16 protein-coding genes are annotated in these 21414 nt (G+C 38.9%); 14 read left to right on the forward strand and 2 right to left on the reverse strand.

The features are described from left to right. Positions 1 to 65: 65 nt before the first annotated feature. The 14 genes from G7B18_RS14675 (at position 66) to G7B18_RS14740 (ending at position 18928) form a co-directional block, all read left to right on the forward strand. Positions 66 to 1460, forward strand: a complete 1395-nt coding sequence (locus tag G7B18_RS14675; protein WP_164123291.1) for an alpha amylase family protein — start codon at positions 66 to 68, stop codon at positions 1458 to 1460. After that, a complete protein-coding gene (locus G7B18_RS14680; RefSeq protein WP_164123293.1) occupies positions 1460 to 2773 on the forward strand; it encodes an alpha amylase family protein in 1314 nt (437 codons plus the stop codon). The genes G7B18_RS14675 and G7B18_RS14680 overlap by 1 nt, the downstream gene beginning before the upstream one ends. Before the next feature lie 209 nt (positions 2774 to 2982). After that, a complete protein-coding gene (locus tag G7B18_RS14685; protein ID WP_164111165.1) occupies positions 2983 to 3996 on the forward strand; it encodes a phosphodiester glycosidase family protein in 1014 nt (337 codons plus the stop codon). A gap of 4 nt (positions 3997 to 4000) precedes the next feature. Beyond that, on the forward strand, positions 4001 to 5851 hold the full coding sequence (locus tag G7B18_RS14690; RefSeq protein ID WP_164123295.1) for an FAD-dependent oxidoreductase: 1851 nt from the start codon (positions 4001 to 4003) through the stop codon (positions 5849 to 5851). 124 nt (positions 5852 to 5975) lie between these two features. Continuing rightward, positions 5976 to 9140 carry a SusC/RagA family TonB-linked outer membrane protein gene (locus G7B18_RS14695; RefSeq protein ID WP_240452868.1) on the forward strand — a complete coding sequence of 1055 codons (3165 nt, stop codon included), beginning with the start codon at positions 5976 to 5978 and terminating at the stop codon, positions 9138 to 9140. A gap of 11 nt (positions 9141 to 9151) precedes the next feature. Beyond that, positions 9152 to 10978: a RagB/SusD family nutrient uptake outer membrane protein gene (locus G7B18_RS14700; protein WP_164111171.1), complete on the forward strand. Its 1827-nt coding sequence runs from the start codon at positions 9152 to 9154 to the stop codon at positions 10976 to 10978. Positions 10979 to 10995: 17 nt separating this feature from the next. Then, positions 10996 to 11931 (forward strand): DUF5017 domain-containing protein, encoded by a 936-nt coding sequence (locus G7B18_RS14705; protein WP_164111173.1) that lies wholly within the window; start codon positions 10996 to 10998, stop codon positions 11929 to 11931. A gap of 15 nt (positions 11932 to 11946) precedes the next feature. Then, positions 11947 to 13128: a copper amine oxidase gene (locus G7B18_RS14710; protein WP_164111174.1), complete on the forward strand. Its 1182-nt coding sequence runs from the start codon at positions 11947 to 11949 to the stop codon at positions 13126 to 13128. 8 nt (positions 13129 to 13136) lie between these two features. Beyond that, complete coding sequence (locus G7B18_RS14715) at positions 13137 to 14006, forward strand: hypothetical protein (RefSeq protein WP_164111176.1); 870 nt, start codon at positions 13137 to 13139, stop codon at positions 14004 to 14006. A 15-nt stretch (positions 14007 to 14021) separates the two neighbouring features. Further along, positions 14022 to 15416, forward strand: a complete 1395-nt coding sequence (locus tag G7B18_RS14720; protein WP_164111178.1) for a DUF5009 domain-containing protein — start codon at positions 14022 to 14024, stop codon at positions 15414 to 15416. Positions 15417 to 15438: 22 nt separating this feature from the next. Beyond that, positions 15439 to 16122, forward strand: coding sequence for a GDSL-type esterase/lipase family protein (locus tag G7B18_RS14725; RefSeq protein WP_164111180.1), 684 nt, complete (start codon positions 15439 to 15441; stop codon positions 16120 to 16122). Positions 16123 to 16128: 6 nt separating this feature from the next. Next, entirely contained in the window at positions 16129 to 16803 is a 675-nt protein-coding gene (locus G7B18_RS14730; RefSeq protein WP_164111183.1) for a GDSL-type esterase/lipase family protein, read from the forward strand. Further along, the gene (locus G7B18_RS14735) at positions 16804 to 17742 is read left to right on the forward strand and encodes a DUF4434 domain-containing protein (RefSeq protein ID WP_164111186.1); all 939 of its coding nucleotides are present in this window, start codon (positions 16804 to 16806) and stop codon (positions 17740 to 17742) included. Positions 17743 to 17746: 4 nt separating this feature from the next. Further along, complete coding sequence (locus G7B18_RS14740) at positions 17747 to 18928, forward strand: AGE family epimerase/isomerase (RefSeq protein WP_164111188.1); 1182 nt, start codon at positions 17747 to 17749, stop codon at positions 18926 to 18928. A gap of 64 nt (positions 18929 to 18992) precedes the next feature. Here G7B18_RS14740 and G7B18_RS14745 read toward each other — a convergent pair whose 3' ends face one another. Further along, positions 18993 to 19640, reverse strand: coding sequence for a carbonic anhydrase (locus G7B18_RS14745; protein ID WP_164111190.1), 648 nt, complete (start codon positions 19638 to 19640; stop codon positions 18993 to 18995). Positions 19641 to 19711: 71 nt separating this feature from the next. Continuing rightward, on the reverse strand, positions 19712 to 21307 hold the full coding sequence (locus G7B18_RS14750) for a SulP family inorganic anion transporter (RefSeq protein WP_164111192.1): 1596 nt from the start codon (positions 21305 to 21307) through the stop codon (positions 19712 to 19714). Positions 21308 to 21414: the final 107 nt, after the last annotated feature.

Raw genomic sequence — 21414 nt, forward strand, 5'->3', positions numbered from 1 at the left:
GCACAAACACGAATGAATATAGTTTGGATATTCCATATGACAGATAAAAATCAAATTACATACATATGAAAGTAAAAACGTTGATTTTCTTGTTATTTGGATTGCTCCTGATTGGATGCAAGAAAGGGAGTGATAATGCCCCTCCTAAAAAGGAACCTGAGGTGGAAGAACCAAAGCCTGGAGAGAAAAAAAGGGAAGTATTGGTTTGGGTGGACGCAAGATCGAATGTATTTGGTACTTATGGCAAGTTTAGTGATAAAGAACAGATCAAAGGTATATTGGATAAGCTAAAGGATGCAGGGACAACTGGGTTGGTTATTGATGTGAAACCTAGCTCAGGGTATTTGATGTACGTGAGTCAATATGCGCCTGAGTTTAAGGTATTAGACGGCAAGAAAAAACCTGCGGACTATGTGGAGTTTGTTCTTTCTGAAGCAAAGAAGAGAGGGTTTAAGGCTTATCTTTCTATTGTTACTTTTGTAGAGGCTGACGGGTTCAGGAAATTTGGGTACGGTTTTGATAACCCGAGGTTCCGCGAGAAGTATGAGTCGGTAGTTGTAAAAGATGTTAACGGAACTTTAGGAAAGATTACCGAGACGGGTAAAAATATGTTCGTAAACCCAGCTGCAACTGAAGTACAGGACCGGGTGCTAAATATTATTAAAGAGATTGTCGGGAAGTTTGAATTAGACGGATTGATCTTAGATTACGGCAGGTATACGGATGTTACCGCCGATTTTTCTGAATTAAGTAAAATTCAATTTGTCGATTTTATGAAAAGAAAATATAATCAGGATATACAATCCTCCCTCAAATTCCCATCTGATATTGTTACAAGTTGGAAAACGAGTGGTGAACAACTATTGCCGAATGTTCAGGGGAAATATTATAAGCAATGGTTGGTTTATCGGGCCTCTGTTATTCAGGATTTTGTTAAAAAGGCTAGGGACGCTGTTAAATCTATAAAGCCAAATGTTGATTTTGGTGTATATGTAGGTGCTTGGTACACTACTTATTATCAGGTTGGAGTCAATTGGGCTAGTAAAGATTACGATCCATTTCAGGATTTCGAGGTGCGCTTTGATTGGGCATACCCAGGATATGGTGAAACGGGCTATGCCGAAGAACTAGATCTCCTGATGACGGGTAACTATTTCACGCAGATCATGTTGAAGGACAATTCTGCAACGGCTAGCTTGAAGTATCATTGGTGGAGCATTGAAGGTTCTTTGAATGGGATAGAATACATCACTAAAAATAGGAAGCCGTTGTATGGAAGTATTGATGTGGGGAATGTTGCCTACGCTAATAAATCAGAGATTTCGAAGGCTATAAAGTATATTTTATCGCGGACCTCCGGTGGGGTGATGTTATTTGATGTGGTACATATGTACGCTCCTGAATATAATAAACTGAAAGTTGAACTTTTTGATGCGGTTAAGGAAGGAGTTAAGAATTGATGTATAAACTGATTTTAGTATTTATTTGTGCGATTTGTATTTCTTGTGGTTTCTCTAAAGAAGGCGTTCAGGAGGATAAAGACTTCTCTGCAAGGAATATTTTATGGTTTGATGCTACCGCCAATTTCGATCGTTTCTGTGTTAAAGATTCTATCGTTTATTACCTTAAAAAATCAAAGGATGCTGGGGTAACAGATATCGTTGTCGATGTAAAGCCGATTACCGGTGAGGTCTTGTACCCGAGTAAGATCGCTCCTGTAATGACTTCTTGGGGGGAGAGTAAGGTTCAGAAAGATCTGTCATGGGATATGTTAACGGTATTTATTGAGGAGGGACAGAAATTAGGCTTAAAGGTTCATGCTTCTACCAATGTATTTGTGGCAGGGAATAATTATTTTGATCGCGGGGTGGTGTACAGTGATACCGCAAAAGCTGCTTGGCAGACACTGTCCTATTTGCCGGAAGGATTTAAGTTGATAACGGAACAAAAGACCAAGTATTCAGCCATGATTAACCCGGCTTTACCGGAAGTACAAGCCTATGAACTTTCTATTTTGAAAGAGCTGGTCGGATTGTATCCGAAATTGGATGGTATTATCTTGGATCGTGTCCGATTTGATAACTTGAACGCAGATTTTTCACCGAAAAGCAAAACTTTGTTTGAGAAGTACTTAGGGAATAAAGTGGCAAATTTTCCTGTCGATATCTTTAGTTTTAAAGGTAAGGAACGGATTGATGGTCCTTTGTTTAAAGATTGGTTAGCTTGGCGAGCTACAATCATTCATGATTTTATTTTAGAAGCCCGTAATGAAATCAAGGGAATCAATCCAAACATCGTTTTCGGGGACTATACAGGATCTTGGTATCCGCTTTACTACGATGTTGGGGTTAATTTTGCAAGTAAGGATTATGACCCTAGTCTAGATTTTCCTTGGGCAAACAAAGCTTATAAAAATACTGGTTACGCGGAATATCTAGATTTGTTTACTACCGGTAACTATTATTTTGAAGTAGAGAAGTCTGAATTGTTGCAACAGTCCGATACGACAGAAAAAACCTTGGAGTCTGGTTTGGTTGTTGAGAAAGAGGATTGGTATACGGTAGAAGGATCTGCCGAATTGGTGAATAAGGTGACGATGGGAAAGATACCTGTGTATGCAGGGCTTTACGTGGAGCAATATAAGGAACATCCAGAGCAATTTATAAAGGCTCTTAAGATGTGCCGTTCAAAATCGCAAGGTGTAATGGTGTTTGATATTGTGCATATTATTAATTACGGTTGGTGGAATCAGCTCCAAGAAGGTCTTAAGTAATATGCGTTGTTTGTTTAATGAATGGCGGGACTTTTCCCGCCTTTTTTATGAATTAACAGATGAGTCGCTTGAAACACCAGATTTCTTAAGATTTATATTATGAATAAAAAGCGTAATGTTAACTCTATTTTTAAAATAAATTAAAAATAAATTGATGTTTCAATATTTTTTTTCTTATTTAGTGTCGTAGATACCTAATTATAGATGTTATGATACAAAAATTTTTATGGAGTAGTGTTTTTTTTGCGGTTTTGCTGTTTCAGTTTTCTTGTGATAAGAAAGAAGAACCTGGTTTGTATTCTATTTATCAGTTGGATAAGTACAATCCTAATAAACCTATTATCTCATTAGATAAAGAATGGGTTCGGCAAGAATTAGAAAGCTTTCCTCAGGGTATTGAATTGTATAAGACGGAAAAGAAAGTTGGCTCAAAGTCTACTCGAATGAGTCTCCTTGTGTTTAGACCCAATAAAGGTATAGAATTGAAGCCAGTAGTATCTACAACCGCCAAAACACCAAGTACTTTTTTTGAGGAAGAAACGGGCACAGTATATGCCGCGATGAATGCAGGTTTTTTCTCGGGTAATACTAGTTTGAGTCTCGTCATGCATAATAGTGTAGTTGGTTCTGTTAATGTTAAAAGCTTAACACGACCTTTTAATGAGGTTAATACAACGTATTATCCAACAAGGGCTGCCTTGGGTCTGACAGGTCAACTGGTTCCTTCCGTTTCATGGGTTTACAGTGTTGGAACGGGTAACGGGGTTCTTTACTCGTACCCTCAACCTAGTGGTAATGAAGTTGGAAAGCCTCCTTTGGTGGTACCTTCTGCTTTATTCCCTTTAGGCGGCGAAGTTTGGGATGTAGCTACGGCAATTGGTGGCTCTCCGATGTTGATTAAAGATTCAAAAATAAATATTACCGATGTAAATGAGCTGATAGCTGTGGACAACACCTCTTCAAGAGCGCGTTCTGCAATTGGTTATTTACAGAATGGTAATATCATATTACTTGCCGTAGAGGGAGGTAATCTAGAGACTTCGCCAGGATTAACCTTAGCAGAAGTAGCAGACGAAATGTTGGCTATTGGCTGTGTTGGAGCATTAAATCTAGATGGAGGAGGCTCATCATCGTTGGTGGTAAATGGCGAACAGACGATAAAGCCTTCTGATACAGCTGGTGAGAGAAAGGTAGTAAGCGCTTTAATAATAAAAAAGAAATAGTGTAATGCAGAGATGTTATTTAGTTATTTTATCGATTTTCCTCGTTAATGCGTTGTTCGCACAGACCAAAACGGATGTCATTATTATAGGTGGTGGTGCTAGCGGTACCATGGCGGCTATTCAAGTATCAAGACTTGGTGTCAATGTCGTCGTTGTAGAGGAAACAGTATGGTTAGGGGGAATGCTAACTTCGGCCGGCGTGTCTGCTATTGACGGAAACCACCGTTTACCATCGGGGCTTTGGGGTGAATTTCGCCAAAAGTTGTATGATTATTATGGAGGACCAGAAGCTGTTGAGACAGGGTGGGTGAGTAATACCCTGTTTGAACCATCTGTAGGTAATAGTATTCTCCAAGAAATGGTAAAAAGGGAAAAGAATATACAGGTTCTCTTTGAGACAACTTGGTCTAAAGCCAATAAGACTACTCAGGGATGGACGGTAACCGCAAAGGATAAAAAAGGCAAACAAGTAAGCGTTGAGGGAAAGGTATTGATTGATGCAACCGAATTGGGGGATGTAATGGCATCGCTGAAAGTCCCTTATTATCTCGGAATGGATAGTAAGTCGCTCACTAATGAGCCTTTTGCGCTAGCAGAGGCAAATGATATTGTACAGGATCTTACCTATGTCATTACTTTGAAAGACTTTGGAAAAGGGACGGATAAGACCATAAAAAAACCAAAAAATTATTCGAAGGAAGAGTTTGCAGGCTGTTGTGATGTTTCGGATCCGGCTACTCTCCTTAAAGATAATAACGATTGTTTTAAGATGTTGACTTATGGGCGGCTTCCTAATAATAAGTTTATGATCAATTGGCCTAAAAAAGGGAATGACATCTATTTAAATATTGTGGAAAAAACGCCTTCTGAAAGAGCAAGATTATTGGAAGAAGCTAAGCAAATGACTTTACGATTTGTCTATTATATCCAAGCAGAATTAGGTTTTAGACATTTAGGGATTGATTTTAGCGAATACCCGACCAAAGACGGTTTTCCTATGATTCCCTATCACAGAGAATCCCGGAGACTTCAAGCCAAGTCGTTGTTTTCGTTGCAACATGTCATGACTCCTTTTGAGACTCCTGAAGCGTATTATCGTACAGGAGTGGTGGTAGGAGACTATACCATTGACCACCATCACTACAAGTATGGTAATGCTCCTGAAATCGATTTTGTTAAGATTCGGGTCCCCTCTTACAATGTACCTATGGGATCACTAATTCCGAAAGATTACGAAGGCCTTATCGTGGCAGAAAAGAGTATAGGTGTTAGCAATATTGTCAATGGTGCTACGCGGCTACAGCCTGTAGTGTTGGGAATAGGTCAGGCCTCTGGTGTACTGGCCGCATTGGCCGCACAAAAAGATATTAGACCTTCTCAAGTAAGTATTAGAGAGGTTCAGTCTACGTTGTTGGCACAAGGGGCTTATATTATGCCTTATATAGATGTTCCGGTTAACGATCGTCACTTTGCAATTCTCCAAAAAATTGGTGCAACCGGCGTGTTGAGAGGGATGGGGATACCGTATAAATGGGCAAATCAAACTTGGTTTTATCCGGAAAGGGAGATTAGTGAGTATGAATTAATGCTTGGATTGAGAACGTACTACCCTCAGTTAAATAACGATTGGACAGCCGGAGGGGACGCGTTGACGGTGAAAGGTCTACAAGCAATGTTTAAGTCTTTGGGCAAGGAATTATCTACTGAGGAGTTGAAATTGATACTAAAAGAAGCTGGAAATACGTCGCAAGTAAACGAAACAACACTTTTAAATCGACGATGGACGGCTATAATTTTGGAGCGTCATTTAGGTCTGTTTGAAAGACCTATAGACTTTAAAGGTAATATACTTTAGATGATACACAAGTTAATGGATAGCGCAATACCTGTGGAAAATTTAAGTGTTCCCTGTTCAAGGGAAAGTAGAAATAAGAATGTGAATTTAATTTAACCATTTTATGATTGGATTTAGTATACATATGTTTATAAAAAGATCTCTTTGGGGATTGTTGATGTTTTTTGTCTGCATAGGGGGCACTTTTGCGCAGACAAGACAGTTGAAAGGGGTCGTGATGGATACAAAAGAAATTCCTTTAGAAAGCGTTTCTATCACCGTATCTGGCACGAAGACTGCAGCGAGTTCTAACGCAAAAGGAGAGTTTGCGATTGCTATAACAGGAGACAACAGGATCTTAACCTTTTCTAGAATAGGTTTTCAGTCAAAAGCGATTACTGTAGGTTCGCAATCAAATATTATGGTTGTTTTAGAAGACATTGCCAAAGAAGTTGAGGAAGTTGTTGTGATTGGATATGGTACTGTGGATCGCAAGGACTTGACAGGCTCAGTAGGTAGTGTCAATATAAAAGATCTGCAGAAGGCACCTGTAAAGACTTTTGACGAGGCACTTGCAGGACGGGTAGCAGGAGTTCAAGTTACATCGGCCGAAGGACAGCCCGGATCAAATATTAATATTGTCATCAGAGGTAATAATTCCATAACGCAGAGTAATTATCCGCTTTTCGTGGTAGATGGCTTTCCTTTAGAATCACCAGCTGATATGGCTATCAACCCGATAAATACACTGGATCCAAATGATATCGTTTCGATAGATGTGTTAAAAGATGCCTCCGCTACGGCTATATATGGAGCAAGGGGTGCGAATGGCGTTATTATAGTGACGACTAAGAGAGGACGGATTGGAAAGCCTACAATTACATATAATGGTTATCAGGGATGGCAACAAAACCCTAATCGATTGGCCTCGCTAAATCCCTATGAGTTCGTAAAACTCCAAAAAGAAATTGACCCTATAAGGACAAATTCTCTGTACCTAGATGGTGGGCTCATTGATATGGAGGATTATAAACTAATAAAAGGAATCAATTGGGAGGATCAGGTCACAAGAATTGCCCCTATGAGTAACCACTATCTTAATATGGCTGGTGGTACTGATAAGACCAAGTATTCGGCGACGATGTCGTACACGGGGCAGGATGGGGTATTGATCAATTCAGGCTTTAAGAGGATGTTGGGTAAGTTGGTCCTGGATCAGGATGTAAATGATAAATTGAAAGTCGGTATGAATGCTTCGTATTCGTTTGTTAAAAATTTTGGAAGTCCGACCTCAACAAGTGGTTACAGTAACGAAACCAATATGTTATTCAGTGTTTGGTCATTCCGTCCGTTGGTAACCAACCCCGACATAGACCTGATCAATGAACCCGTCGATCCGGAGGTTGAACAGGGGTCAAACAATACATTCAATCCGGTGCTGACCGCTCAGAATGAATTGAGGGAAAACTATGGTGGTAATATTAACGCAAATGGTTATTTGGAATATAGTATTTTAAAGAATCTCAAACTAAGAATCACGGGTGGTTATAATACAGGGACAAGGGAGTACGATGTGTTTAATGGTAAATTCTCGCGCGCTGGATTTATTTCAAATTATGCAGTAAGTGGAGGTAAAACATTTTATCAAAGCTCGGGTTGGCAGAATGCAAATACATTGACCTACAATAAGAGATTTAATAAAAATCACTATGTTGACGTAATGGTGGGGGTCTCCGCTGAGTCTGGTAAATCAAGGGCTTTTGGAGGTAGCTCTATTTTACTTCCTAATGAAGGTTTGGGACTGAATGGTTTGGATGAAGGTATCCCTAATATCATTACATCTTATTCGTCAGAATGGACATTAGCTTCTTTTTTAAGTCGTGTGAACTATAAATTATTTGATAGATTTTTATTTACAGCAACATTGCGTGCAGATGGTTCCTCAAGATTTCAAGGAAATAATCGTTGGGCTTATTTCCCTTCTGGTGCGGCTGCTTGGCAAATGGATAAAGAAGAATTTATTAAAAATATACCTTTTATTTCGAGCTCCAAGCTTCGCGTTTCTTATGGTGTAACAGGAAATAATGCAATTAGTAATTTCGCTTCCTACCGGGCTATGGCAACAGCGAATCCGGATGTGGCTAACTATTATAACAATTATCCAGGTTATACATTTGGCGATGGATATCAGGTTGGTTTAGCGAATGTTGCAATAGGAAATCCTAACTTGAGATGGGAGTCTACTCAGCAAATTGATTTGGGATATAACTTAGGGCTTTTTGAAGATAAGTTAAAATTTGAAGTTGATGTTTATGAAAAGAAAACTTCTGATTTGTTGTTGAATGCTGATATGTCTCCAAACACAGGGTATTTTAGGTCAATAAAGAATATTGGTAAGGTATCTAACCATGGTCTGGAGATTTCCGTTTCGTATACCCCAATTGAAACCAAGAATTTTTCATGGAATTCCTCTTTTAATATCGCCTTTAATAGAAATAAAGTCGTAGCGCTAGCAGATAATCAAAATTATATTTTGACAAGTCAGAGCTGGGGTGATGATTGGAAGAATATTCCTGGATATGCAGCTATAATTGATGGTCCTATTGCCCAATTTTATGGATTGATATACGATGGTGTATATCAATATGAAGATTTTAACAAAGTGGGCGAAGCTTGGATTTTGAAAAGTGATGTAACGGCGAATAATGCGTCAGGAACAAATGTACAGCCAGGAGACGTTAAGTATCGTGATTTAAATGGTGACTATATCATAGACGAAAATGACAAAACTATTATCGGTAGTCCAGTTCCAAAACATATTGGTGGCTTTGCTAATACTTTTAACTATAAAAATTTCGATTTCCATGTGTTTTTGCAATGGAGTTATGGTAATGACGTACTGAATGCCAATCGCATCATGTTTGAATCTGCATATAAATATGGGTATAACCAATGGGCTTCTTATGCAGATCGTTGGAGTCCTGAAAATCAAGGTTCAGATATACCAGGTGTTCAGGCTATAAAAGGAGGAGCGATGAAAGCATATTCGACGAGAGTGGTTGAGGATGGTTCTTTTTTAAGATTGAAAACGGTGTCATTAGGCTATACGCTACCTAAACCATGGTTGAAAAAAGCAAAGATTGAAGGGATAAGGATTTATGGAGCTGCTCAGAATCTATTCACCTTTACAAAATACAGCGGATATGATCCAGAAGTCTCCGTAAGGAATTCGGCTTTGACACCGGGCTTTGACTTTTCCGCATATCCGAGGACACGTACAATTACTTTCGGATTATCAGCAACATTCTAAATAATAGTAGTATGAAAAAGATATGTTTATTTATCATAGCCTTTGTTTTTACATTGAGCTCTTGCAATAAGTTTTTAGATATAACTCCTTCAGACACTTTGTCTCCTGAAGGATATTTTCGGAATGAAGCTGAAGTAGAGGTTGCCTTAGCTGGAGTATATGATATTTTAGGGAAATCAGGTACATATGGAAGGTCGTTGTTTTTCGAATTGGATATTGCCGATGACAGTTTTGTTGCTTTGTCTAGCTGGACTCAGGATATCTCATTGTTCAACTATAATACCTCTGATCTTAAGCTAACTGATCTATGGATTTATTTGCATAACGGGGTAAATCGTGCCAATACACTATTGGCCAATTTGGATAAAGCTGATATGGCTGAGGATAAAAGAAAAGCAGTAGAAGGGCAAGCGCTTTTCTTAAGAGCTTATTATTTTTTTTTATTGACGAACTATTGGGGGGATATTCCAATGCGTTTGCAGCCAACAACTTCTGTTTCAGATAATGATTTGAAATTTACTCCTGTAAAGGATGTTTACGCTCAGATTGTATCCGATATGGAAAGAGCGGCTGAGCTTGTTAATCCGGTCACATCTTATCCACATGCCGGACGTGTTACCAAATCGGTGGTATGGGGTGTGTTGGCTCGTGTTAATTTGAAGATGGCTGGTCATCCACTACAGGATAAATCGAGATATATTGAAGCTAAGAAATGGGCCGAGAAAGTGATTATGAGTGGTAGCCATAATCTTAATATCGATTATAGAGAGGTATTCATTAAAATGTGCAAAGGCGAATATGATACCAAAGAGTCGATTTGGGAAGTAGAGTTTAACCGATATAATGATGGTCAAATGGAAGAGGGATCTCTTGGTTCAATCAATGGTATCGCAGCCGCTGCGGAACCTTGGGGATTTAGTTATGGAGCAAAGCACCCGACTCAGTATTATTTTGAAATGTTTGAAAACTATACTAAAACGGTTAACGGAGTAGGACAGACATATTCTCCAGATATGAGGAGAGATTGGAGTATGAGTTCGTATTATTATCAAGGAGCTTTAAAGAATAATTACAATGCGACTCAGATCTATAATAGAATGGATGCCAAATGGAGAAGAGAATTTGAACCGACGCAACCTAAGTTTAACGGAACGACGACAATCAACTTTCCGTTGTTACGGTATTCGGATGTTCTGTTGATGTTTGCCGAAGCAGATAATGAGATAAATGGACCGACTGACCAGTCTATAGCATATGTGAATTTAGTTCGAAGGAGGGCTTACGGGAAGTCATTGGGGTCTGGTCTTCGCTTTATAAGTATCAGCAATGGAGGGGCAGGATATACGGAAGAACCACAAGTGAATATAGTAGGTGGAGGTGGATACGGCGCTGAAGCTAGGGCGCTCGTTTCTGGAGGTAAGATCACCAATATAGTGGTGATAAATCCCGGTGTGGGTTATACGTCCAGTCCAACGATAGTTTTTTCGGGAACAGGCTCCGGGGCTGTTGTAACGGTAGAAATGGAGCCTCGCGCTTCTGCTAATGCTGACCTGGCGAAGGATGACACAGATACGGATGTTTCGTTTCGGGATGCTATACGCAAAGAAAGAGCTTTGGAACTTGGGTTTGAAGGACTAAGAAGATTTGATTTGGTGCGCTGGGGTAATTATATCTCAACTATGCGTATCGTAGCAGGACACATAGAAGGTACCGCGGCCCAGGCCTATATATATGCTGCAAGGCATGGTAATAATATTTCTTCTAAAGATACATTGTTGGCTATCCCATCTCGTGAAATGCAATTAAATAGGGCTGCTATTCAGAATAAAGGATGGTAAAATTAATTTCTATGATTATGAAAAAAATACGAGGTATATACGCTTTGATTTGTTGTATAGCGTTGACCGCTTGTCAAAAAGACGAACCAAATGATATTAACTTTGATGTTAATGCAGATAAACTAGAGGTTGCTATGGGTGATTCGGTGTCTTTTAACTTTAATGGAAGTGCAGATATCATTTCTTTTTATTCTGGCGAGAAGGGACAGGAATATGTGAATCGCGCACGGACGGAAGCTGAAGGGCTGGGGATACAATTAACAATTGCGTCACGGGTATTGTATGCCGTTCAAAATAATTTAAAGCTTTTGGTCTCCACTAAGTTTTCAGGTATTTATAATGCTGAAAATATCCATGAAGAGGATTGGATTGATATAACGGATAAGTTTGAGTGGTCCACAGCTACCCCGGGTGGTATAGCGGCTGGAAATACCAATTCTGGACCTATCAACCTTACTGAATATATCGTTCCAGGCAAGCCTATTTATTTTGGATATCGCTATGAAAGTCAGGCGGCAGCAACGGCAGCAACGGCGGGACGGACATGGAGATTGCCTATTTTTAAACTAGAATCTGTTACAGAGCAAGGTGAGGCCAATGAAATCGCTAATGTATTAACTGCAGGTTGGAAGCCTGTGCCAATTATCAGTGCTGTTTTAAAGCCTGAAAACACAAGCTATTGGACGATTAGGACGTCGGATCCTTATCTGTTTTTTACACCTAATAGTACCCTTGAGCCTCATTTACATTGGATAATTACGGCACCTTTTAGTCCAACAGCCATTAAACCAGATAAACCGCAGACAATTAAAGCCGCAATTGACAAGATGGGGAGAAGATTCCGATATGCTTTTAAAGAGTCAGGTAGTTATACGGTGACTTTTGTAGCCAAGAATGTAAACAGCCACGGCGAGAAAGAAATCGTAAAAGAATTGGTAATAGTAGTAAAATAGACATTAAAATTATATATGATGAAGAGACTTTTGTTGACCGTATTGGGTGTATCATTTCTGTCGTGTACACTCTTGGGACAAACATTTGAAGCGACTGTTAAACAGCAGCGCGATATTAAAGCAGGAAAAGTTGGCAGTATTTTAAAGCTAGATGGTTTTCTAAGAACTGATTTTCCTAAGATTGAGTTTAACAAAACGGTTATGCCAGGTCCTCAGTTTATTATATCTGATGATCCTGAGTATATCCGAGTGCCAGAAGCTATTGCATTACAGGAAAATGTCGTGCCTGGAGCTGTACGTTTATATGTGTATAATGTTAATGGAGTAAAAGAACCTCAAAAAATTAAAAGAAAAATTACTGCTGTTATCAAGAATACGGGGACAGAAGTAATGTCTCTGCGTATGCTGAAATATTCCTCTCAAAAACCAAGTACAAATTATTTTCAGGTGGGTAAACAGGGCTTAGAAGACTATTTCGCCTCTAATGTCACTAAGAACGTGCGGCAGGTTAAACCTGGTGAGGTGATCGCTATAGATGAACAATTAGAGAAAAATATTGTAGCGTATGATGAGTTGGTACATGGCTTTTATGAATTTGTAGTGGATCAGCCAGCTCAGATTTCTGTGCTGCAGACTGCTCCAGAGATCAGCGGACCTAAGGCATTTGCTCGAATCAAAAATGTTATACCACATAGTCATGGTAATGCTGGGCGAGGACTTTTCGGTACATCTAACTATGCTGTCGCGAGTAAGGATACTTTGGACACGAAATCTGGTATTACTCAACTTATTATAGCGGATGGAAAAGATGACCCTTGGATAGAAGGAACAATAGGCGAAGCTAAAGCATATGCACGGAATGCGGGTAATTATGGCGTTTTGTACAACACGAAGATAAAGTGGAAAAGTACAGACGGCAAAGCATTAGCATTGGTCACTTGGAATTCACGTTCAGCAGATAATAAATGGTGTGGAGGAATGGGATTGGCGATGGAACTGTTTGATAATAATGGTAAAAAAGTTATTAGACAGCTACCTAGCGATGCTTTAATTACAAAAGCGGCACCTGAGCTTATCTTAGTGGAAATATATAAGGCAGACCCGTCAAAAGAGGTTCAGGAGATTAATTTTACCTATTCGCCTCCTGGGGCTTCCTGTTTACCAACGCCATTGATTTTGGTCCCAATAGATCTATAGTTCGGAATATGAAGAATCTCTTATTTGCCGTAACGATTGGTTTGTGTATCTCCTGTGCGCCTGCAAAGAAGATGGAAGTTGTAAAGCCTGAGTTGCCACAAGAATTGTCTAAGTATTTTCCAAATGAGGTTAAACCTGTAGCGAGCAAACCTTGTTTTCAGGGGGCTTATTACCGTAAGTTGGTCTCTAGTGTAGATCATTGGGTTGGGATTAGTGGGACGGTGGTATTGCCACAGATTACTTTTGACCAGACCCGAAAAAATCCAAAGAAAGAGCAACAGTTTCTTGATAATCCATCCATTTATCTGGGTGGACATGTGGATGGGCAGGAGACGGATATTGGTTTGAGTTGGGAGGTCATAAAGGATGAAAAAGGCAATATATCTGACGCACGGGTTGCATTTCGTCCTTTTTTAAGGAGAGCCTCTCACAAATCAGGTCAACAAGCCGTATTCTTAAACGGTCCGGCTACAAAAGATTATTATTGGTACCCAGGAGAAGAGGTTTTTATGTCAATCGAAACGGTTGGGAAAGGACTGGTGAAATTTGTCATTGAAGGTGCAGGAAAGAAGTATGAGACGACTTTTGAATGTGCCGGTTACACGTTAGACGGCCTTGGTGAGTTTAAACGGGTAAATGCGATTGATCAAATGGGAAATGAAGGTAAACCTGTCCAGCCTACTACAACTAAAGTAAGTATGGGAAAATGGCTCCATACCGATCTTTTGCGTTATGAAAAAGGTAAAGTTGTAAAAACTCCTTTTCACGATGGTAGGTATACAGAAATGAACTGTCCACAACAGCAGTTCTTCAAGGTTGACGCTTCTGTAGATGAAAAATCAAAAGGGGCGGAGGTTGTACATATTAGTGGATCGTAGTTTTAATATAATACGATGAAAAGGAACTATAGCATAGATTTATTGCGTGGTGTTGCCATAATCGGTATGGTATTGGCCGCAGTAATACCATGGACAAACGATTTTCCTGCTTGGATGTATCATGCGCAGGTCGGTCCTCCAGATTTTAAATTTAATCCCAATAATCCAGGTATAACTTGGGTAGATTTAGTGTTCCCATTTTTCTTGTTTGCTATGGGGGCTGCGTTTCCTTTGGCGCTGCGCGGAAAATTGGAGTCAAAACAGTACGCTGTAATTGTGGTAGGGTTACTTAGGAGGGGGCTGTTATTAGTATTCTTTGCGCTTATGTTGGCCTATCTTACACCTGATAACTTGAAGGCCGAGAAATGGGTGAATTATGTCAGTGCTTTGGTCGCTTTTGGTGCTTTCTTTCTTGTCTTTCTGCGCTTTGGAGGTTCAAGACTGAAAAAGAACGGAATACAGTTACTTGGGTTTCTAATTTTCGCGGGTTTGATTTATTATCACAGCGAAGTTCTTGGTAATGCCTTTGATAAGTCCAAAAACAATATTATCATTTTGGTCTTGGCAAATATGGCTGTATTTGGTTCCTTGTTTTGGTTGTTGACAGCTAACAGTTTTCTAATGCGTATCGCTATCCTTGTCGCATTTATGGGTATTTGGTTCACGAAGGATATTGCGGGGAGCTGGACTTCCTATGTGTGGAACTTTCATCCTGATTTAAAGTGGTTTTATAACTTTTCTTTTCTGAAGTACCTCTGTATTGTTCTTCCAGGATCTATACTGGGTGATTTGTTGATTAGCTATAAAGATATCACCAATCAGATATTTACCAATGATGAACGCTCTAAGGCCCGTTTATTGGCTGTACTTAGCTTTGCATTTGTGGTATTCCATGTGGTGACATTATACATGCGACTACTACATGTCAATTTATTAGGACATGTGGTATTTGCCGTATTGTTTTATCTATTCTTTAGAAAGAACAAAGAAAGTCAATTTGCTTTCTATAAAATATTAGTAGGTTGGGGCTTGGCTTTTTCCAGCATAGCCTTATTTTTTGAGCCTTTAGATGGTGGTATAAAAAAAGATCCTTCTTCTTTCAGTTATTGGTTTTTGACTAGTGGTCTGGCATTTTTATTCTATATAGTCTGTGACTACTTGACAAAATGCTACCCTAAAAACATGATAGTCTCATCTGTAGTCAAGAATGGACAGAATCCAATGATCGCTTATTGTGTATCTGCTTTTTTTATAACCCCGGTATTAGGGTTGTTTCAGGTTTTACCGCTGTTTGATTCACTGACAGAGATAAATCCTTATCTGGCCTTGGTAAGGACTTTCGTTTATATATTTTTAATGGTGGTAGTGACTAACTACGCTACGAATAAGAAATGGTTTTGGAGATCGTAAAGAAGAATCGGAGAGTAATCTAATGAGTATAAAAAGTGTATTAGTAATTGTGTTTTTGCTGATTAACATGCTGGCAAAAGCGCAGGTAGCGACAAGTATTGATAGTAATTATGTCTTTAGTGGGTATACCGAAAGATTAGAGCAATATCGGAAAATGCCAACATTAAGAGGGGCAATTATTTTCTTGGGAAACAGTTTAACTGATGCAGGGAAATGGAATGATATTGCGCCGGAGTTACCGATATTGAATCGAGGTATTAGCGGAGATATTTCCTATGGAGTATTAGCAAGATTGGATGAGGTATTAAGACATCAGCCGCGAAAGTTGTTTTTGATGATTGGTGTAAATGATTTAAAAAGAGGAATACCTACTAGTAATATCATTCAGAATTATGAGCGTATAGTTCGCCGTGTACAAAAGGAATCTCCCAAAACAAGAATTTATTTGAACAGTATTCTTCCGATTCATCCTGAAAAACTGATTGAATCTTTTAAGTCGGTTACTAATGCTGATGTTTCAAAATTGAATGATGGTTTGAAGCTTTTGGCGAAGTCTGACAAGAACATTCAGTTTGTTGATCTACATAAAGTGGTCGCCGATAAACAAGGGAATCTGAAACCAGAAATCACACCCGATGGTATTCATCTCGAGGTGGCAGCGTATGTTGATCTTGTAAATTATTTGAAAGATATAAAAGCGTTATAAATAGGTATGAAGAAGATTGTAATGGCCGTATTGGGAGTATTAGGTAGTTTGTCTGTTTTTGCTCAAGATAAATCGCAAGATAGTACGTATAATAACTGGTATTATGAAAGTCGTGAAAAGTTGTATCAAGAACTGAAAGCTGTAAAGTATGATGTGGTTTTCTTTGGTAACAGTATAACAGAAAGAGGGCCTTGGCAGGAATTGGTTGGTCGTAAATATAGCGTTGGAAACAGAGGGATCGGTGGCGATAATACCTTTGGGATGAAGGCCCGCATCAAAGGAGCGATTGCTTCAAAACCTAAGAAAATTTTTCTTATGATGGGGATCAATGATGTAGGCCGTGGGCTGCCGACAACCTGGAGCTTAGAGAACTATGAAGAGATTATTCGTATCATTCAGAAAGAAAGCCCTAAAACGAAAATATATGTTCAAAGTACATTACCACTGAACGAGACTGTACTTAAATACGATTATCTTTTGAACAAGGAGCAACTGGTAAGAGATCTCAATAGAGGGATTTTAGAACTTGTGAATAAGTATAGTTTGGTATATGTAGATGTCAAATCTGTACTAGCAAAAGACTATGTATTGATGAAGGAGTTTACAATGGATGGTATCCACATCAATACAGACGCTTATATTAAATGGGTGGATTATTTAAAAGCAAATAAATATTTATAGATGAAGATAACAGGAACTTTTTTGGATGAAATCAGCCATGATATCCCACATCAAAATTGGGGAAGGGAAGAATGGGATCGCGATTTTGGTTATATGAAGGCGGTAGGTATTGATACTGTTATTTTAATTCGCAGTGGTTACCGGAGGTTTATTACATACCCTTCACCGTTATTGATCGATAAAATGGGCTGTTATGAACCGCCTGTCGACCTGGTTGAAATGTTTCTTCAGTTAGCCGATAAACATGATATGAAATTTTTCTTCGGCCTATATGATAGTGGAAAATATTGGGATACGGGAGATATGCAGCATGAGATTGATGCCAATCGTTTTGTAATCGATGAAGTGTGGGCAAAGTACGGTAAGTACAAAAGCTTTGGAGGCTGGTATTTAAGTATGGAGATAAGTCGTCAAACCAAAGGAGCTGCAAGTGCTTTTCGTATTCTAGGAGAGCAGTGTAAAGCTGTTAGTCGAGGTCTGCCGACATTCATTTCACCGTGGATAGACGGTAAAAAAGCAGTGATGGCTGCATCTTCCTCATTAACAAAAACGGATGTAGTATCACTCCAGGAACATGAACGGGAATGGAACGAAATTTTTGATGAAATACATACATCGGTAGATGCGGTTGCATTTCAGGATGGGCATATAGATTATCATGAGCTGGAAGATTTTTTTAGTATCAATAAAAAGCTTGCCGATAAATACGGGATGGAATGTTGGACAAATGCTGAATCTTTTGATAGGGACATGCCCATTAAGTTTTTACCCATTAAGTTTGAAAAATTAAGACTTAAACTGGAAGCAGCTAGAAGGGCTGGGTATGATAAGGCTATTACATTTGAATTTTCTCATTTTATGAGCCCGCAATCTGCATACCTGCAAGCAGGACATTTGTACAATAGATATAAAGAATATATAGGAGCACTGAGCAAATAAAGGAATGGAAAGATTTGTTGAAAAATATAAACGTGAACTACTTGAGAACGTAATGCCTTTTTGGGTAAAATACTCTAATGATGAGCAGTATGGTGGATTTTTGACCTGTTTGGATAGAGAAGGTTCTGTATTTGACACAGATAAGTTTATGTGGTTACAGGGACGGCAGATTTGGACATTATCTACGCTCTATAATCAGGTGGAGCAAAAAGAGGTCTGGAAGGATATGGCTATTCAAGGTGCTAGATTCATTTTAGATAATGGTAGGGATGAAAAAGGTGATTGGTATTTTTCTTTAGATAGAGTCGGGCGACCTCTTGTACAACCCTATAATATTTTTTCGGACTGTTTTGCGACGATGGGATTAGCATCATTATACAAAACAACAGGTGTAGATGAATACGGTCAGGTAGCTCACGATACCTTCAAGAGAATTCTCGAACGCCAGGATAATCCTAAAGGTAAATATGATAAAGGATATCCAGGTACGAGATCACTTAAGGGATTCGCGCTACCTATGATATTAAGTAATTTATCCTTAGAGCTTGAGCATATAGTCGGGAACAAAATTGTAGATGAGTTGATTGATAAGGTTATTCATGAAGTTATGGATGTGTTTTATCAAGAGGAATCAGGCCTTATCATGGAAAGTGTTCATTTGGACGGGAGCTTTTCCGATAGTTTCGAAGGCCGGTTAGTTAATCCGGGGCACATCATCGAAGCGATGTGGTTTATGATGGATCTGGCCTCCCGTAAAGATGATGCGTTGCTGATGCAAAAATGTGTTGATATTGGTTTACGTGCTCTAGAATATGGTTGGGATGAGAAGCATGATGGAATATTGTACTTTAAAGATATTTTAAATAGACCATTACAGCAATTGGAGTGGGATCAGAAATTGTGGTGGGTGCATCTTGAGGCATTAGTGTGTATGGCTAAAGGATATGCATATACAGGAAATCTTAAATGTAAAGAATGGTTCGAGCGTCTGGATCAATATTCATTTGACAAATTTTCAGATCCACAATACGGCGAGTGGTACGGATACCTTAATCGTCAAGGAGAGCCATTACTTTCGCTTAAAGGAGGGAAATGGAAAGGCTGTTTTCATGTGCCTAGGGCTTTGTTTAAGGTGTACACTACGCTGCAAAAGACTGGGGTTGAGGTTAAGCAGGAAATCGTTTGATAAAAAATCAGTTCAAAATAAAAGGCGATGAATATTTTTCCATCGCCTTTTTTAAGACGGCTTCTTATTTATAAGAGAAAATATCACCTAGTTCATCGTTACTTGTAAAGGTACAGCCTAAATCTGTTAATTCACCGGTACCTATATTAATAACCATGCCGTGTATGGCAAGATCATCTCGTTCTTTCCACGCATTCTGTATGATAGAAGTGGTGCATAGATTGAATACCTGTTCTTTTACATTTAATTCAATCAAGCGATCTACTTTCTTGTCATGATCTGTGATCGCATCGATTTCTGTTGCATGGATACGGTAAACATCTTTGATGTGGCATAACCAGTTGTCTATGATACCAAATTGTTTACGGCTTAAAGATGCAGCAACCCCCCCACAACCGTAATGTCCCGCAATAATAACTTGCTTTACTTTTAATACATTTACCGCATAATCGAGTACAGATAACATGCTCATATCCGAATGAATTACCATATTTGCGATGTTACGGTGTACGAAAACCTCTCCAGGTTTTGTTCCTGTAATTTCGTTGGCAGGAACCCGGCTATCTGCACAGCCAATCCATAAAATTTCGGGATTTTGTCCTTTTGCAAGTTGTTGAAAACGACCTGTTTGGTCTTTGCTGACAAAGTTTACCCAGTCTTTGTTACCCTCTAATATTTTTTGAAATCCTAATTCTAATTCTTTATTTTCCATTTTATTATTATTGTTTATGGACCGCTTAAACGGAACCAAGGTACAGCATTTATCCTTAAATTGTGTTAATCTTAAACCACTTTCTGCAGTTTTTGTTTTTTTGAATATATCTTCTTTTTGTAAGTAATATCCTTAAGATTAATTTTTAATCCTTTACTTAGTGCATTTTGCTCAAAATCTTTGATCACCTCTATTACATCCTTATCAATAAATTTACTTTTTGTTCCATCAATGACGATAGATTGGACCGTCTTAGGAAGACCATAAAGCTGCTTTTGAATAGCGGCTTTATTGAGAAAAGTAACTTCCTCTGCTAAGGTTATAACAGCTTTCTCATTATTCATTTCATCCGAACCAGAATCTTTTGAAATATTAGAAATGAATGCGTTTTGAATATTTGCTCTGAATATGTAAAATGTAGATACCAAAATTCCAATACCTACTCCTTTTAGTAAATCCGTTGCTACGATAGCTATTACAGTAACTATAAATGGGATGAATTGATCCAAACCTTTGTTGTACATTTGTTTAAATAACGTCGGTTTAGCAAGTTTATATCCTGTATGTAAGAGAATCGCCGCCAGACAGGCTAAAGGAATAAGATTAATAATCATAGGGATGGCCAATAAAGCGAGTAATAGCCATATTCCATGAAGTATCGCCGATTGACGAGTGCGTCCTCCAGAATTAGCATTTGCAGATGAACGTACAATTACAGATGTCATAGGGATACCTCCCAACAAACCAGAAGTCATATTACCAACACCTTGTGCCACAAGTTCTCGGTTGGTGGGTGAATTTCTTTTGAATGGATCTAGTTTGTCTACTGCCTCAAGACTCAGCAGAGTTTCTAAACTAGCGACTATGGCGATTGTTACAGCTACCATCCAAACGTCTCCATTCAATATCTGTGTGAAGTCAGGAAATACGAACAAGCCTGTAAACTCTTGAAAGGAAGATACTGTGGGAATGGATACGAAATGTGTAGATCCAGTAAGAAGCGATAGGGATGTACCTTGGAAAGCAAAACCGAGACCAACTCCTAGAATAACGACAACAAGTGGAGCAGGTAATTTATTGAGCCCCTTGAAAGTAGGCCAGTAAATTAATATAGCAAGCGATAACAAACAGATAATAGTAGCGCCCCAATTAATAGCGGCAAATACGGTGTCTGTAAACACAGCTATCCCACCTCCATTTTCCATTTCAAAAGCATGTGCTTCAGTCATACCAAAAGCGAGTGGTAGTTGTTTTAATATGATTGTAATACCGATTGCTGTCAACATCCCTAAAATAACGGAGGAAGGGAAGAAATTTCCAATCATTCCGGCCTTGATGATTCCTAACATCAACTGTACAATACCAGCTATAACGACGGCCAATAAGAAGGTCTCATAAGCCCCTAATTGTTGAATAGCACCATAGACAATTGTAGTCAAGCCCGCTGCTGGGCCACTTACACTGAGTTGAGATCCAGAAATAGAAGCTACTACAATACCACCAATCACCCCTGTTAATACCCCAGCAAAGAGAGGTGCTCCTGACGCCATTGCAATACCGAGACATAACGGTAAGGCCACCAAGAATACCACAATACTTGCAGGGAAATCATATTTTAAGTCCCTTTTCGATAATTTGAGAAAAGCGGACATACGTGTTCCTAACATAATTTTTTAAACTAAATTTTAAATTATTTTCGATAAATTCTAAACGTAGAACACATGAAATTTTTACCCTATATCAAAGAGATACAGAATAACAGTGTTGCTAAACG

Source organism: Sphingobacterium sp. xlx-130 (assembly GCF_011007405.1).
Classification (GTDB): Bacteria; Bacteroidota; Bacteroidia; order Sphingobacteriales; family Sphingobacteriaceae; genus Sphingobacterium; species Sphingobacterium luzhongxinii.

What these genes read in the sequence shown, in the direction of transcription:
- G7B18_RS14680 (WP_164123293.1), top strand. Translation starts at nt 1,460, where the DNA reads ATGTATAAACTGATTTTAGTATTTATTTGTGCGATTTGTATTTCTTGT.
- G7B18_RS14750 (WP_164111192.1), bottom strand. Translation starts at nt 21,307, where the DNA reads ATGTTAGGAACACGTATGTCCGCTTTTCTCAAATTATCGAAAAGGGAC.
- G7B18_RS14730 (WP_164111183.1), top strand. Translation starts at nt 16,129, where the DNA reads ATGAAGAAGATTGTAATGGCCGTATTGGGAGTATTAGGTAGTTTGTCT.
- G7B18_RS14745 (WP_164111190.1), bottom strand. Translation starts at nt 19,640, where the DNA reads ATGGAAAATAAAGAATTAGAATTAGGATTTCAAAAAATATTAGAGGGT.
- G7B18_RS14710 (WP_164111174.1), top strand. Translation starts at nt 11,947, where the DNA reads ATGATGAAGAGACTTTTGTTGACCGTATTGGGTGTATCATTTCTGTCG.
- G7B18_RS14740 (WP_164111188.1), top strand. Translation starts at nt 17,747, where the DNA reads ATGGAAAGATTTGTTGAAAAATATAAACGTGAACTACTTGAGAACGTA.
- G7B18_RS14715 (WP_164111176.1), top strand. Translation starts at nt 13,137, where the DNA reads ATGAAGAATCTCTTATTTGCCGTAACGATTGGTTTGTGTATCTCCTGT.
- G7B18_RS14695 (WP_240452868.1), top strand. Translation starts at nt 5,976, where the DNA reads ATGTTTATAAAAAGATCTCTTTGGGGATTGTTGATGTTTTTTGTCTGC.
- G7B18_RS14705 (WP_164111173.1), top strand. Translation starts at nt 10,996, where the DNA reads ATGAAAAAAATACGAGGTATATACGCTTTGATTTGTTGTATAGCGTTG.
- G7B18_RS14685 (WP_164111165.1), top strand. Translation starts at nt 2,983, where the DNA reads ATGATACAAAAATTTTTATGGAGTAGTGTTTTTTTTGCGGTTTTGCTG.
- G7B18_RS14700 (WP_164111171.1), top strand. Translation starts at nt 9,152, where the DNA reads ATGAAAAAGATATGTTTATTTATCATAGCCTTTGTTTTTACATTGAGC.
- G7B18_RS14675 (WP_164123291.1), top strand. Translation starts at nt 66, where the DNA reads ATGAAAGTAAAAACGTTGATTTTCTTGTTATTTGGATTGCTCCTGATT.
- G7B18_RS14725 (WP_164111180.1), top strand. Translation starts at nt 15,439, where the DNA reads ATGAGTATAAAAAGTGTATTAGTAATTGTGTTTTTGCTGATTAACATG.
- G7B18_RS14690 (WP_164123295.1), top strand. Translation starts at nt 4,001, where the DNA reads ATGCAGAGATGTTATTTAGTTATTTTATCGATTTTCCTCGTTAATGCG.
- G7B18_RS14735 (WP_164111186.1), top strand. Translation starts at nt 16,804, where the DNA reads ATGAAGATAACAGGAACTTTTTTGGATGAAATCAGCCATGATATCCCA.
- G7B18_RS14720 (WP_164111178.1), top strand. Translation starts at nt 14,022, where the DNA reads ATGAAAAGGAACTATAGCATAGATTTATTGCGTGGTGTTGCCATAATC.